13 protein-coding genes are annotated in these 13,972 nt (G+C 62.8%); 10 read left to right on the top strand and 3 right to left on the bottom strand.

Annotated features, from left to right (window positions below; all coding sequences use genetic code 11):
* The first annotated feature begins 91 nt into the window (after positions 1–91).
* The 6 genes from AC4BCN_RS13225 (at position 92) to AC4BCN_RS13200 (ending at position 6,613) form a co-directional block, all read left to right on the top strand.
* Positions 92–1,309 (top strand): Bcr/CflA family efflux MFS transporter, encoded by a 1,218-nt coding sequence (locus tag AC4BCN_RS13225; protein ID WP_490493498.1) that lies wholly within the window; start codon positions 92–94, stop codon positions 1,307–1,309.
* A gap of 25 nt (positions 1,310–1,334) precedes the next feature.
* Positions 1,335–1,952 (top strand): TetR/AcrR family transcriptional regulator, encoded by a 618-nt coding sequence (locus tag AC4BCN_RS13220; RefSeq protein ID WP_490493497.1) that lies wholly within the window; start codon positions 1,335–1,337, stop codon positions 1,950–1,952.
* Positions 1,949–2,608, top strand: coding sequence for an Asp/Glu/hydantoin racemase (locus AC4BCN_RS13215; protein WP_490493496.1), 660 nt, complete (start codon positions 1,949–1,951; stop codon positions 2,606–2,608). The genes AC4BCN_RS13220 and AC4BCN_RS13215 overlap by 4 nt, the downstream gene beginning before the upstream one ends.
* 379 nt (positions 2,609–2,987) lie before the next feature.
* Positions 2,988–5,672 (top strand): magnesium-translocating P-type ATPase, encoded by a 2,685-nt coding sequence (mgtA, locus tag AC4BCN_RS13210; protein WP_490493495.1) that lies wholly within the window; start codon positions 2,988–2,990, stop codon positions 5,670–5,672.
* Positions 5,673–5,708: 36 nt separating this feature from the next.
* Positions 5,709–6,050, top strand: a complete 342-nt coding sequence (locus AC4BCN_RS13205; protein ID WP_490493494.1) for a hypothetical protein — start codon at positions 5,709–5,711, stop codon at positions 6,048–6,050.
* Positions 6,047–6,613, top strand: a complete 567-nt coding sequence (locus AC4BCN_RS13200; RefSeq protein ID WP_490493493.1) for a ribonuclease HI family protein — start codon at positions 6,047–6,049, stop codon at positions 6,611–6,613. The genes AC4BCN_RS13205 and AC4BCN_RS13200 overlap by 4 nt, the downstream gene beginning before the upstream one ends.
* Here AC4BCN_RS13200 and AC4BCN_RS13195 read toward each other — a convergent pair.
* The 3 genes from AC4BCN_RS13195 to AC4BCN_RS13185 form a co-directional block, all read right to left on the bottom strand.
* Positions 6,610–8,247, bottom strand: a complete 1,638-nt coding sequence (locus AC4BCN_RS13195) for a methyl-accepting chemotaxis protein (RefSeq protein ID WP_490493492.1) — start codon at positions 8,245–8,247, stop codon at positions 6,610–6,612. The genes AC4BCN_RS13200 and AC4BCN_RS13195 overlap by 4 nt on opposite strands.
* A gap of 81 nt (positions 8,248–8,328) precedes the next feature.
* Complete coding sequence (locus AC4BCN_RS13190) at positions 8,329–9,936, bottom strand: methyl-accepting chemotaxis protein (protein WP_490493491.1); 1,608 nt, start codon at positions 9,934–9,936, stop codon at positions 8,329–8,331.
* A 238-nt stretch (positions 9,937–10,174) separates the two neighbouring features.
* On the bottom strand, positions 10,175–10,666 hold the full coding sequence (locus AC4BCN_RS13185) for a chemotaxis protein CheW (RefSeq protein WP_034752308.1): 492 nt from the start codon (positions 10,664–10,666) through the stop codon (positions 10,175–10,177).
* 48 nt (positions 10,667–10,714) lie between these two features.
* On the opposite strand from AC4BCN_RS13185, the gene AC4BCN_RS13180 reads away from it, so the two are divergent.
* The 4 genes from AC4BCN_RS13180 (at position 10,715) to AC4BCN_RS13165 (ending at position 13,972) form a co-directional block, all read left to right on the top strand.
* Complete coding sequence (locus AC4BCN_RS13180; protein WP_490493490.1) at positions 10,715–10,984, top strand: hypothetical protein; 270 nt, start codon at positions 10,715–10,717, stop codon at positions 10,982–10,984.
* A gap of 12 nt (positions 10,985–10,996) precedes the next feature.
* Complete coding sequence (locus tag AC4BCN_RS13175) at positions 10,997–11,647, top strand: HD domain-containing protein (protein ID WP_490493489.1); 651 nt, start codon at positions 10,997–10,999, stop codon at positions 11,645–11,647.
* Positions 11,648–11,766: 119 nt separating this feature from the next.
* The gene (locus AC4BCN_RS13170; protein WP_490493488.1) at positions 11,767–13,050 is read left to right on the top strand and encodes a TCR/Tet family MFS transporter; all 1,284 of its coding nucleotides are present in this window, start codon (positions 11,767–11,769) and stop codon (positions 13,048–13,050) included.
* A gap of 136 nt (positions 13,051–13,186) precedes the next feature.
* Positions 13,187–13,972: a substrate-binding periplasmic protein gene (locus tag AC4BCN_RS13165; RefSeq protein WP_490493487.1), complete on the top strand. Its 786-nt coding sequence runs from the start codon at positions 13,187–13,189 to the stop codon at positions 13,970–13,972.

The following is a 13,972-nucleotide window of genomic DNA, read 5'->3' as shown; positions in this document are numbered from 1 at the left end:
TTGAACAAGCTACCTACCGGTAGGCAGTAAGTGTACAATAAAAAACACGGCGGCGTCCATGCCCCGTTTTTTGACGATAAAAGGAATCGCAATGCAGCAGCAAACCACTGTTCCCGCCGCCGGTCTCGGGCTGGCGGCTTCCCTGGCTCTCGTGGCCGTGCTTGGTCCGGCGGGTATCGACATGTACCTGGCCTCGATGCCGGCCATGGCGCGCGAGCTGCACACCTCGTATGCGAACGTGCAGCTGAGCCTGACCGTTTTCCTACTGGCCCTGGGCGCAGGTCAATTGCTGTGCGGGCCGCTCACCGACATGCTGGGCCGGCGCCGTCCGCTCTTGGCCGGTATCGCCGTCTACATCGTGGCGGCCGTGTGGGCGTCGCAGGCGGATCAATTGAGCACCCTGCTGCTGGCGCGCACCCTGCAGGGCCTGGGCGCGGCGCTGACCCTGGTCGTGGTGATGAGTATGGTGCGCGACGTGGCCGACGGGGTCAAAGCGGCGCAACTGTTTGCCCTGTTGATGACCATCGTCGGCCTGGCGCCCGTGCTGGCGCCCGCCGTGGGCGGCTTGCTCGACGCGCACTACGGCTGGCGCGCCGTGATGCTGGCCCTGGCCGCGCTGGGCACCTTGACCCTGCTCAACAGCGTGCTGTTCCTGCCGGAAACCTTGCCGCCTGCGCGCCGCGTTTCGCCACGCGGCATGCACCACACGTACGCGCGCATCGCACTGGACCGCGCCTTCCTGCTGCCTGCGCTGGCCCTGTCCGCCACTTTCTTTTTCCTGTTTGCGTATATCGGCGGCGCGTCGCTCGTGTACCAGCGCGACTTCGGCCTGTCCGCCAGCAGTTTCGGCCTCGTGTTCGGCGCAACTGGCGTGGCCGTGCTGCTCGGCGCCATGGCCAGCGGCAGGATGGTGGAAAAGCATGGCGTGGCGCGCCTGAGCGTGGCGGGCAGCGTAGCCATGCTGGGCGGCGCGGCACTGGCCCTGCTCGGCGCGTGGGCGGGAGCGGGCATCGCCGCCGTCGTGCCCGGCATGTTCGTGGCCCTGTTTGGCCTGGGCATCGCGGAAGCGGCGCTGATGGCTATGGCCATGGGTTCGCAACAGCGTGCGCTCGGCTCCACGGCCGCCCTGCTGGGCGCCATCCAGATGACCTTGTCGTCGCTGGCCACGCCGCTGGCGGCCAGCCTGTCCGAATGGGGGCCATTGCCCTGGCTGCTGTTCTTGACCGCGGCCGGCCTGCTGGTATCATGGCTGACCCTGGCCACTGCGCGCATCCATCCGGTCCATGCCGGCAGCCTGGGAGCGCACTGACGCTTCACCCAACCACTAGCCTTATATGAAGAAACGCTCGGCCTCGGCCGATAACATCTGCGCCGTCGCCGTCGTCCATTTTTCCGAACACGGCTACGACGCATCGTCGCTGAGCGACATCGCCGAACAGGCGGGCATGCGCAAGGCTTCGCTGTATTCGCACTTCGCTGGCAAGGATGCCCTGTTCCTCGACGTGTTTGCCGACGCACTGGCCGAAGAGCAAGCGTTCATGGACGCCTGCTTCGCCGACGAGGCGGCACTGACGGAGCCCGGCGGCCAGCTGGCCGGCGCCCTGTACTGCGACCGCATGGCGCAGCGCTACGCGGAGTCGGCCCACCTGCGCTTTTTGCTGCGTACGGTGTATTTACCGCCCGCGCCCCTGCGCATCGAAGTCGGCACGGGTTATGAAGCCTTGCTGGCGCAATTGCAGCAACATTACGTGACCAGCCTGGGCCGCATGGCACCCACCCTGGCGCCGCAGCGCATCGAGCTGTATGCGCAAGCCTACCTGGGCATCGTCGACAGCCTGCACGTGGAACTGATCTACGCGGGCGGCGCCGCGCTGCAGCAGAGGCATGCGGCCTTATGGCACATCCTGTCCGATTCGCTGGCGATGGCGCAAACGGCTACGCCTTCCTCATGACATCATTCATTTCCTTCCTGCACACGTCTCCCGTGCATGTGGCCAGCTTCGCACGCCTTCTCGACACGCAAGCGCCAGGCATGCTCGCCGAACACCATGTAGATGAAGCCTTGCTGGCGGCGGCGCAGCAAGCCGGCGCCGACGAGGCCGCGCTGGAACGGCGCATCCACGCCGCCATGGCGGCTGCCGCTGCCAACGGGGCGGCCGTCGTGGTCTGCACGTGCTCCACCATCGGAGCCGCCGCCGAACGCACGCCGACCGGCGGACGCTACACCGCCATGCGCATCGACCGCGCCATGGCCGATGCCGCCGTGCTGGCAGGCTCGTGCATCCTGGTCGTGGCGGCCCTGGCCAGCACGCTGGCGCCCACCACGCGCCTGCTGCAGGAATCGGCTGCCGCGCTGGACAGGCCTATCCAGTTGCAGTCGCTGCTGGCCGAAGGCGCGTGGACGCACTTCCAGGCGGGTGATCACGCGACGTACATCGACGCCATCGCCGGCTGCATAAAGACAGCAACGCCGGCAGCCGACGTGATCGTGCTGGCGCAAGCATCGATGGCGCCGGCAGCGCAAACACTGCAGAAACTGGGCGTGCCGGTACTGTCGAGCCCATCGCTCGGTGTGGCGCGGGCGCTCGCGCAATTGCAGGCACCTTGACGTCAACATTACACTTTGGAAACCTAAGATTTCTTCAGTTGACACCCTGGCAGCCCATCCATAAGATGCCCTCATTATTCATTTACGGAGTCCCACGTGGGTACTTGTTCTAGTGACAGTAGCCGATCTTGTATCGGTGATTGCCTCGGCAGCTAAGCAGCAAGCAACGCGGAACTCTGTTTCCTCCGTGCCTTGCTGAGCAAGGTGCGGTGTCTCGCGCGGCCAGTCCGGCTGCGCGCCTCCTCCCTCTTTCCGATCGCGACCGGCTACTGACCCGGATTGCCCGCCTGCGTCATGGTTCGCCATGTTGCGCTGGCGGCACGCAAGTCTTGCCTGCGGCTGCGCCGCCCGTCAACACCTCGCCGTGAAAGGAAGAGCCATGAATCTCTTCACCCGCTTATTCGAATCGTTCCTGCGCAAGCGCCATACGGCCGGCCATTTCCGCCGGCGCGCCATGCCGCTGGAAAACAGCACGGCCCGCCCCGTGCCCGACCACCTGGCGCGCCAGTTGCTGGCCGCCGCCCATGAAGACCTGGCTGGCGCCCTGAACCGCCTGCACACGCGTCTGGAAGGCTTGCGCGATGCCGAGGCGCAAGTCATCGGCGCGCAAACGGGGCCGAACGAGGTCGAGCATGAAAAACCGCTGGCCTGGTACCAGCACCTGTGGCTGTGCTACAAGAATCCGTTCAACCTGCTGCTCACCGTGCTGGCCATCGTTTCCTACCTGACAGAAGACCCGAAGGCGACCATCGTCATCGGCACCATGGTGATTTTGTCGACCCTGCTGCGCTTCGTGCAGGAGGGTCGCTCGAACCGCGCCGCCGAGCGCCTGAAAGCCATGGTCAGCAATACGGCCACCGTGCTGCGCAATGGCCAGCAGATCGAGCTGCCGATCCGCCAGCTGGTGCAGGGCGACATCATCGTGCTGTCGGCCGGCGACATGATCCCCGCCGACTGCCGTCTGCTGTCCGCGAAAGACCTGTTCGTCAGCCAGGCCGCCATGACCGGTGAATCCTTGCCCGTGGAAAAGATGGCCGAACTGGCCGACACGCATGGCCGCGACCCCGTGGAGCTGGCCAATTTGCTGTTCATGGGCACGAACGTGATCTCGGGCGCGGCCACGGCGCTGGTCTTGGCGACCGGCAACCGCACCTACTTCGGCACCATCGCCACGCGAGTCACGGCCACCGAGCGCACGCCGACGGCGTTTGAAGCGGGCGTCAACAGCGTCAGCTGGCTGCTGATCCGCTTCGCCCTCGTGATGGCACCGCTCGTGTTCCTCATCAATGGCTGGACCAAGGGCGACTGGATGGAAGCGTTTTTGTTCGCGCTGTCCGTGGCCGTGGGCCTGACGCCGGAAATGCTGCCCATGATCGTCACCAGCACCTTGGCCAAGGGCGCCGTGAAACTGTCGAAAAAGAAAGTCGTCGTGAAGCGCCTCGATGCGATCCAGAACTTCGGCGCCATGGATGTGCTGTGCACGGACAAGACGGGCACCTTGACGCAAGACAAGATCGTGCTCGAGCGCCACACGGACGTGTTCGGCCAGCCGTCCGATGAGGTGCTGCAATTCGCCTATTTGAACAGCCACTACCAGACGGGCTTGAAGAATCTGCTCGACCGCGCCGTGCTCGACCACGTGGAATTGCAGACGGAAATGCAGCTGGCCCGCGATTACGTCAAGGTCGATGAAATCCCGTTCGATTTCGTGCGCCGCCGCATGTCCGTCGTCGTTTCCGAAAAGAATGATCATCATGAGCTGATCTGCAAGGGCGCCGTCGAGGAAATCCTCGCCGCCTGCAGCCATTTGCGCCTCGGTGGGGTGAACATTCCGCTCGATGCGGCCCTGCTGGACAAGGTGCTGGAAACCACGCATGGCCTCAATGCGGAGGGCTTGCGCGTGGTGGCCGTGGCCGTCAAGGAAGTGCCGCCGCACAAAACCGTGTATGGCGTGGCCGATGAAACGGCGCTGACCCTGATCGGCTATGTCGCGTTTCTGGACCCTCCGAAAGAATCGACGGCGCCCGCCCTGCGCGCGCTGGCCGAACATGGCGTGACCGTGAAAGTCTTGACGGGTGATAACCATCTCGTGACAGCAAAAATTTGCCGCGAAGTGGGCCTGGCCGTGCATGGCGTGCTGCAAGGCCCGCAGCTCGACGACATGGACGACGCCACTTTGGCCCGCGCGGCCGAAGACAATACCGTGTTTGCCAAGCTCAGCCCGCTGCACAAGGAGCGCCTCGTGCGCGCGCTGCGCGGCAATGGCCATATCGTCGGCTTCATGGGCGACGGCATCAACGACGCGCCCGCCCTGCGCGCGGCCGACATTGGCATTTCCGTCGATTCGGCCGTCGATATCGCCAAGGAAGCGGCCGACATCATCCTGCTGGAAAAGAGTCTGATGGTGCTGGAAGAAGGCGTGCTGGAAGGCCGGCGCACCTTCAGCAACATGCTCAAATACATCCGCATGACGGCCAGCTCGAACTTCGGCAATGTGTTTTCCGTGCTGGTGGCCAGCGCCTTTTTGCCATTTTTGCCCATGCTGCCGCTGCACTTGCTGGTGCAAAACCTGCTGTACGACGTGTCGCAGATCGCCATCCCCTTCGACAATGTCGACGCCGAACTGATCCAGCAGCCTTTGAGCTGGAACCCGCGCGACATCGGCCGCTTCATGGTGTTCTTCGGGCCCATCAGCTCGATCTTCGACATCAGCACGTTTATTTTGATGTGGCATGTCTTTGGCGCGAATACGCCCGAGCAGCAGACGCTGTTCCAGTCCGGCTGGTTCGTCGTGGGGCTGCTGACGCAAACCCTGATCGTGCACCTGATCCGCACGCCCAAGCTGCCCTTCATCGACAGCATCGCTTCCGTCCCCCTGCTGGTGGCCACCACCGCCATCATGGCCGTGGGCGTGTTCCTGCCGATGGGACCGCTGGCGACCTACTTCAAGCTGCAAGCCTTGCCATTGGGATATTTCCCATGGCTGCTGGGCATCCTCGTCTGCTACACGATGCTGACGACGTTCATGAAACGCGTGTATCTGCGCAAATTCGGCTGGCAATAGTATGATGAGCCGCTCTTTCCCCTCACAAAGGCGCGCATGAGCGGCTCCCCCCTTTCCAAACGCACGCAAGCCCTGCTGCTGTCGGCCCTCGTCTTCCCCGGCAGCGGGCATTTTGTATTACAACGCAAGGCGCGTGGCTGCCTCTTCCTCGTGCCGGCCCTGATCGCGCTGGTACTCGTATTGCGCCAGATCATGGCACGTTTGGACCAGGTAATGGCACAGATCGACAGCGGCGCCCTGCCCCTCGACGTGCAGCTGATCGTGGAAAAAGTCGATGCGCTGTCCGCCAATGACGGGCCCGCCATGACGGTGGCCGTTGGTGTGCTGGTGGCGTGCTGGATAGGCAGCCTCGTCGACACCTTCCTGATCAAGCCATGACGGCGGAGGCGCAGGAGCGCAAAGCACGCAAGGAAGCCAAGATGCAGGCGCGCCGCGCCCAACTGGCGCTCAGCCGCCAGGACCATGGCGGCCCGCTGGCCTGGCGCGGCTGGTTCGATGGTTCCGCCCACCCGAACCCGGGCAAGCTGGGCATAGGCGCGCTGCTGCTGGGGCCGAACGGCGAGCGCATCGAAGTGAGCGAGTCGGCTGGCTATGGCAGCAGCAGCGACGCGGAATATGCGGCCCTGACGGCCGTGCTGCAAGCGGCACTCAAGGTGCGCCCGCCGCCCGTGCAGTTGCTGCTGTTCGGCGATAGCCAGGTGGTGATCAACGACGTGCTGGGAACGACGCCGGTCGGCGCCAAGGGACTGGAAACGCAGAGGGCCACCGTGGTGGCCCTGCTGGAACAATTCAATAAGGTCAGCTTGCGCTGGCTGCCACGCCACAGGAATGGCGAGGCGGACAAACTATCGCAGATGGCGATCTACCGGGGGTCAGACAAGATTAAGCTGGCGCGAGCCGACGATGCAGTGGCTGATTACCGGCTGGGTCGAGAAAATTAAGCGGCGCGACCGATGCGCAACGCATCCTTCTGCTCTTTCGCCACCGGACGCTTGTCACCCTTCAAACCGCTGACACTGGCCTGCTGCCCATTCAGTTTGAACACGCTGACGACTTGCGCCAAGTTATGCGCCTGATGCTGCATCGATTCGGCGGCCGCCGCCGACTCTTCCACCAGCGCCGCATTTTGCTGCGTAACGGCATCCATCTGGCCGATGGCCCGGTTGATCTCGTCGATGCCCACGCTTTGCTCGCTGCTGGCCGCCGTGATTTCCGTGATGATGTCGCTCACGCGCTGCACGCTGTCGACGATATCGTTCATGGTCGAACCGGCTTGCGCCACCAGCATGCTGCCCGCATTGACTTGCTCGACCGAGGCGCCGATCAGGGTCTTGATTTCTTTCGCGGCGCTGGCTGAACGTTGGGCCAGGTTGCGCACTTCGGATGCCACGACGGCAAAACCACGGCCCTGCTCGCCGGCGCGTGCCGCTTCCACGGCCGCGTTCAGCGCCAGGATATTCGTCTGGAAAGCGATGCCATCGATGACGGAAATGATGTCGACGATCTTGTTCGACGAAGCATTGATCGATTCCATCGTGCCGACCACCTGCGCCACGACTTCGCCGCCCTTGACGGCCACTTGCGCGGCCGACGCCGCCAACTGGTTCGCCTGGCGCGCATTGTCCGCATTCTGTTTCACGGTCTGCGTCAGTTCTTCCATCGACGACGCCGTCTCTTCTAGGGAACCGGCCTGCTCTTCCGTGCGGCTCGACAGGTCCTGGTTACCGGCAGCAATCTGCGTCGACGACGTCGCGATGCTATCGGTGCCGCTGCGTACTTCACCCACGATGTTGAGCAAGCTCGTGTTCATGTCCTTCAACGCTTGCAGCAATTGCCCGGTTTCATCCTTGGCGCTGGCATCGATCTGCGCCGTCAAGTCGCCATCGGCCACCTTGCGGGCAATCTCCACGGCCGTGCGCAGGGGGCGCACGATGCCCATCGTCAACAACCAGGCGCACACGACGCCAAATCCCAGCGCCAGCACGGCCAGGGTCAGCAGCAAGTTGCGGCTCGTCTTGGCGACCTCGTCGATCTCGCGCGCAGTTTTATCGATGCTGGCGCGCTGGTGCTGCAGCATGTCGTTGACCACTTTCAGGTATTTCGTCGAACCGGGCACGAAGATCCCACTGAAAGCTTGCTCCGCTTCCGCTTCCTGTCCATCCGCCTTCAGCTTCGACACTTGCGCACGCGAATCGAGGTAGACCTTGCGCTGTTCGCTCACCAGGCGAAACAACTCCTTTTCTTCCGGGCTGGAAATCAAGGCTTCGATCTTCTTTTGCAATTCGCCCGAGACCACCGACGATTGCTTGGCCTCTTCCGCAAAATACGCGCCCAAGCTCGTGTCGCTGCTGCGCGCGATGGCCGTGGTGCGGCGCACGCCGCTGTCGATTTTCGCGTACCAGTCGGAAATATAGCGTTCCTTCGTCAGCGGCAATTCCATCATGGAACGCGTGGCCGTGGCCACGTCATGCAAGCGCCACACGCTGATGCCCGTGATGAGCATGGAAAACAGCAAGATCACGGCAAAACCCAGGCCGAGGCGCACACCAATACTGACGTTTCTTAACAAATTCATGTGAATATCCTAAAAAAGCGGAACCAGACTATATAAAAGGGGAACAGCAGAAAGCGGCTGCACGGGACAGCCGCAGCCACATCAGCGTGTGCCGATGCGCAAGGCGGTTTGTGGCGCTGCCGGGCGTTTCAGCGCCTGCTGGCCATTGAGTTTAAAGACGCTCACCACTTGCGCCAGGTTGTGTGCCTGGTGCTGCATGGATTCGGCGGCGGCGGCCGATTCTTCCACCAGCGCCGCATTTTGCTGCGTGACGGCATCCATCTGGCCGATGGCCCGGTTGATCTCGTCGATGCCCACGCTTTGCTCGCTGCTGGCCGCCGTGATTTCCGTGATGATGTCGCTCACGCGCTGCACGCTGTCGACGATATCGTTCATGGTCGAACCGGCTTGCGCCACCAGCATGCTGCCCGCATTGACTTGCTCCACGGAGGCGCCGATCAGGGTCTTGATTTCTTTCGCGGCACTGGCTGAACGTTGGGCCAGGTTGCGCACTTCGGATGCCACGACGGCAAAACCACGGCCCTGCTCGCCGGCACGGGCCGCTTCCACGGCCGCGTTCAGCGCCAGGATATTCGTCTGGAAAGCGATGCCATCGATGACGGAAATGATGTCGACGATCTTGTTCGACGAAGCATTGATCGATTCCATCGTGCCCACCACCTGCGCCACGACTTCGCCGCCCTTGACGGCCACTTGCGCGGCCGACGCCGCCAACTGGTTCGCCTGGCGCGCATTGTCCGCATTCTGTTTCACGGTGCTGGTCAGCTCTTCCATCGACGACGCCGTTTCTTCCAGCGAACCGGCCTGCTCTTCCGTGCGGGAAGACAGATCCTGGTTGCCGGCGGCAATCTGCGTCGACGACGTCGCGATGCTGTCCGTGCCGCTGCGCACTTCGCCCACGATGTTGAGCAGGCTCGTGTTCATGTCCTTCAGCGCTTGCAGCAATTGCCCGGTTTCATCGTTGGCGCTGGCATCGATCTGCGCCGTCAAATCGCCATCGGCTACCTTGCGGGCAATGTCCACGGCCGTGCGCAGGGGGCGCACAATGCCCATCGTCAACAACCAGGCGCAGACGACGCCAAAGCCCAGCGCCAGCACGGCCAGCACCAGCAGCAGGTTACGGCTGGTAGTGGCGACGGCGTCGATCTCGCGCGCCGTCTTGTCGATGCTGGCGCGCTGGTGTTCCAGCAAGTCCAGCACCATCTTCTGGTACTTGGCGGCGGCCGGCACGAAGGTCTTTTCAAACACTTCATTGGCGGCGTCGACCTGCGCTTCGCCCTTCAGCTTGTAGACCTGGTCGCGCGAACTGATGTACACCTTGCGCTGTTCCAGCAAGCCCGCGAACATGGCTTTTTCGGCTGGCAAGTCGATCAGTGCCTCGATCTTCTTTTGCAGTTCGGCCGAGCTGGACGACGAGACTTTCGATTCTTCGGCGAAATAGCCGCTGAGCGAAGTATCGCTGCTGCGGGCAATGGCGATGGTGCGGCGCACGGCGCTGTCGATGCGGCCATACCAGTCGGAAATATAGCGTTCCTTGGCCAGCGGCTGCTCCATCATGACGCGCGTGGCGCTGGCCACGTCGTGCAGGCGCCAGACGCTGATGCCCGTAATGAGCATGGAAAACAGCAAGATCACGGCAAAACCGAGTCCGAGGCGGACACCGATGCTGACGTTGCGTAATACATTCATGTGACTATCCTAAAAAGCCCTGATGCAACGCGCCGAACGGCTGGCGGCATCCTTTGGAGCGCTGAGTGGCTGCGGTATCAAAGCGGGCATGAAAAGTGAAACCAAAGTGAAACTGGCGCACGGTTCGGTTGAACCGTGCGCCAGGAAAGGCGCTAGGGTGCGCCCTGCAGAAAAACCAGGCAATGCTCGGAGTCAATTGTTTTCGACAAACCCAGTCAAAATGACCACCGGGGGAAAATCAAGCGGCTAGTTTTTCGATCAAACCCATATCGGCGCTGGACATCAGCTGGTCGATATCAACCAGTATCAACATGCGCTCGTCGATGGTACCCAGGCCGATCACGTATTCCGTGTTGATCGAACGGCCCATGTCCGGCGCCGGCTTGATCTGTTCCGGCATCAGGGTGGTGACGTCGGAGACGCGATCGACGACCATGCCAACAACGCGGTTGCCGATGTTGAGGATGATGACGACGGTGAACTGGTCATAGCTGGGCGTGCCCAGGTTGAACTTGATGCGCATGTCGACGATCGGCACGATGATGCCGCGCAGGTTGACCACGCCCTTGACGAACTCGGGGGCGTTGGCGATGCGGGTCGGCGTTTCATAGCTGCGGATTTCGCTGACTTTCTGGATGTCGATGCCATATTCTTCCTGGCCCAGGGTAAAGGCCAGGTATTCGGCAGCCTTGGCAACGGTTGCGCCAGTATCGCTGGAATTGGTGTTCATGATGATCCTTTCGTTAACTCGCCTGGGGCGCAGGCCAGGGCGCGCTGCATGCAAGCCCTGGATGTGACGCGCCAAGCACGATGGAATGGCTGTCACTTGTATGTTTTTGCAAATACTTTCTCGCAATTAGCTTATGCTTCTAATTTCCGTGCGGCAATGTTACCCCATGTAAATTTTACATGCACTAAAAAAGAGCATTCGTCTGACCAGCGCTTTTCAAAAATACAATTTATGTGGCAAATACGGCACGCCGAAGTGCCGGGCGCCCCGCCCCACGCGGCGGCGTTTTATGCCACACTGGCGGCCCCTGCTTTTTAACGACTTTGAACTATGCATTCCTTGCTTTCTCAATGGCAGCCACGCCTGCTGGCGCTGGCCACGGCCGGCCTGGGCGATGACAGCGCCCACGACATCAACCATCTGCACCGCGTCTGGCGCAATGCCAGCGTCCTGCTGGAAGAATATGCGCAGGCCGACGCCCTCACCGTGATGGCAGCGTGCTACCTGCACGACCTCGTCAATCTGCCGAAAAACCATCCCGAGCGCCATCTGGCCTCGCGCCAGGCAGCCGCGCTGGCTTGCCGCCAGCTGGCGGAACTGGATTTCCCGGCAGAAAAATTGGCCGGCGTGGCCCACGCCATCGAGACGCACAGTTTTTCCGCCAACCTGCCGCCGCACACGATCGAAGCGCAAATCGTGCAGGATGCAGACCGCATCGACGCCTTGGGCGCCGTGGGACTGGCGCGCCTGTTCTACACGGCCGCGCGCATGGATAGCGCGCTCGCGCATGGCACGGATCCGCTGGCCCGGCATCGCCCGCTCGACGACAAGGCCTACGCGCTCGACCATATCGTCACCAAGCTCGACAAACTGCCCGGCAAGATGCAGACGGCGGCAGGCCGCGCGCTGGCCGAACAACGGCTGGCCGTGCTGACGGATTTCCGCGCCGCCTTTGCGGACGAGTGGGGAATGAGCGCCTGAGTTTGGTGGCGATAGCCAGCAACGCGCATGCTGTCTATAATGCAAGCCTCAGCTATCGCGCCGCGCGTCAGCAGCATCCTGCCACACGGCGGCGCAAGGGGTGCGCGCCGAAAGCATGCATGTCCGATAAAACCAGCCCCGACAGTCATTCCCCGTCCTCGCCCGCCGCGCCCGCGCGCGCCGGCAATCTCAATTTCATCCTCGTCTGCGTCTTCATCGACATGCTGGGCATCGGCCTGGTGGTGCCCGTCCTGCCCATCCTGATCGGCAACTTTGTCGACGGCAAGGATGCCCAGGCATTCTGGTACGGCATCATGGCGGCCCTCTTCGGCTTGCTGCAATTCATTTTCATGCCCATGCTGGGCGCCATCAGCGACCGCGTGGGACGCCGTCCCGTGCTGCTGTACTCGATGGCCGGCATGGGCATCAACTTTCTCGCCACGGGCTGGGCGCCGAACCTGGCCTGCCTGTTCATCGGCAGGGTCATCGGCGGCGTCTCGTCAGCCAGCATGTCGGTCGCGTCCGCCTACGCCTCCGACGTTTCCACGCCCGACAACCGCGCCAAGAGCTTCGGCAAGATCGGCGCCGCCTTCGGCCTGGGCTTCATTTGCGGGCCTATGCTGGGCGGCCTGCTGGGCGAAATCGATCTGCGCCTGCCGTTTTACGTGGCGGCGGGCCTGTCGGCGGCCAATTTCATCTACGGCTATTTCTGCGTGCCCGAATCGCTGCAGCCGGGTCCGCGCGCACCGTTCACCCTGGCCCGTATCAACCCGTTCGCCGCCCTGCTGAAACTGGTGCGCCGCGTGGAAATTCGCGGCCTGGTGCTGGCCTTCGGCCTGATGACGTTTGCGCAAATGATGCTCAACACCACGTGGGTGCTGTACACCCACTTCCGCTTCGACTGGACGCCGCGCCAGAACGGCATCGCCCTGTTCTGCGTAGGCCTGTGCGCGGCCGTCGTGCAGGCGGGCTTGCTGGGCATACTGATCAAGCGCTTTGGCGAAGTGCGTTTATCCCTGCTGGGCATGGCCTCGGGCGCCCTCACCTATTTGCTGTACGGGCTGGCGACTCAGGGCTGGATGATGTATGCGCTGATCCTGTGCAACCTGCTGGCTTTTGCCGCCGGCCCGGCTCTGCAAGGCATCATCTCGAAGTCATCGAATGCCGGCGAACAGGGAGAATTGATGGGTTCCCTGCAATCGATCAGCAGCCTGGGCATCATCCTCATGCCTTTGCTCGGCAGCATGATCCTCGGCGAAGTGAGCCATTTGCCGCCGCAGGACTGGCGCATCGGCAGCACCTTCTACCTGTGCGCCATCATGCAAACCCTGGGCATCGTGGTGGCCTGGCGCTACTTCAAGGCGCAGCGCCTGGCCAGACTTGCGGTTTCCACCACAAAGTAGTCGACGGCGTAATATTGCATTCGAGAAATAAATAGGCGAGAATGGGATAATCAGCGGGGCGTTACCAACGTCCGGCATTCGTTGGCAAGCAAGGATGGGTATGACTGACTTTTATTCCAGCGCCTGGCGCCGAAGCATGGCCATACTGGCGCTGGCGTTGCCGACGCTGGCGGGCGCGCAATGCTCGCGCGACATCCAGGTGCCCGTCTCGGCGGTCGGTGCCAGCGTGGTGGTCAATGGCGCCACGATCAGCGGCATCTATCCCGACTTGCTGCGCAGCATGGGCGCCAAGCTCGGCTGCAATTTCATCTTCACGGCCGTGCCCCGCGCGCGCCTGGAAGCGATGTTCGAGGCGGGCAAGGCCGACTTGCTGATTCCGGCCAGCAGCACGCCGCGGCGCGACCAGCATGGCCTGTTCATCCCCATGCTGGGCAGCCGTCCCCTGCTGATCTCGCTGCAAGGCGCGCGCGCGCCCATCAACACCATGCAGGAACTGATTGAGCGGCGCGAATTGCGCGTGGCGCTCGTGCGCGGCTATGACTATGGCGCACCGTACCAGACGCTGGCGAAGGAGCTGAGCAGCCAGGGACGCCTGTTCTACGAAGTCGACGCGCTCTCCGTGGCGCGCCTGATGCAAAGCGGCTTCATCGATGCCACCATCATGGCCCCCACCATCCTCGCCGGCGTGGCACAAAACGATGCGCGCGTGTATGGCCTGGCCGACCGCCTGCGCCTGGAAGCGCTGCCGGAATTGCCGTGGGGCATGAGCGGCGTCTACCTGTCGCGCAAGTCGCTGACGGCGGAAGACCAGGCCACCTTGCGCGAATTGCTGGACAAGGCGGGCCGCTCGGGCACCCTGATGGAAGGCTTCCAGCGCCACCACCGCCAGGAATTGCTGTCGCTGAGCATACGTCCCCGCTAA

The organism is Janthinobacterium sp. Bl 1, from assembly GCF_058215535.1.
This window is presented reverse-complemented; position numbering and strand designations above follow the sequence as displayed.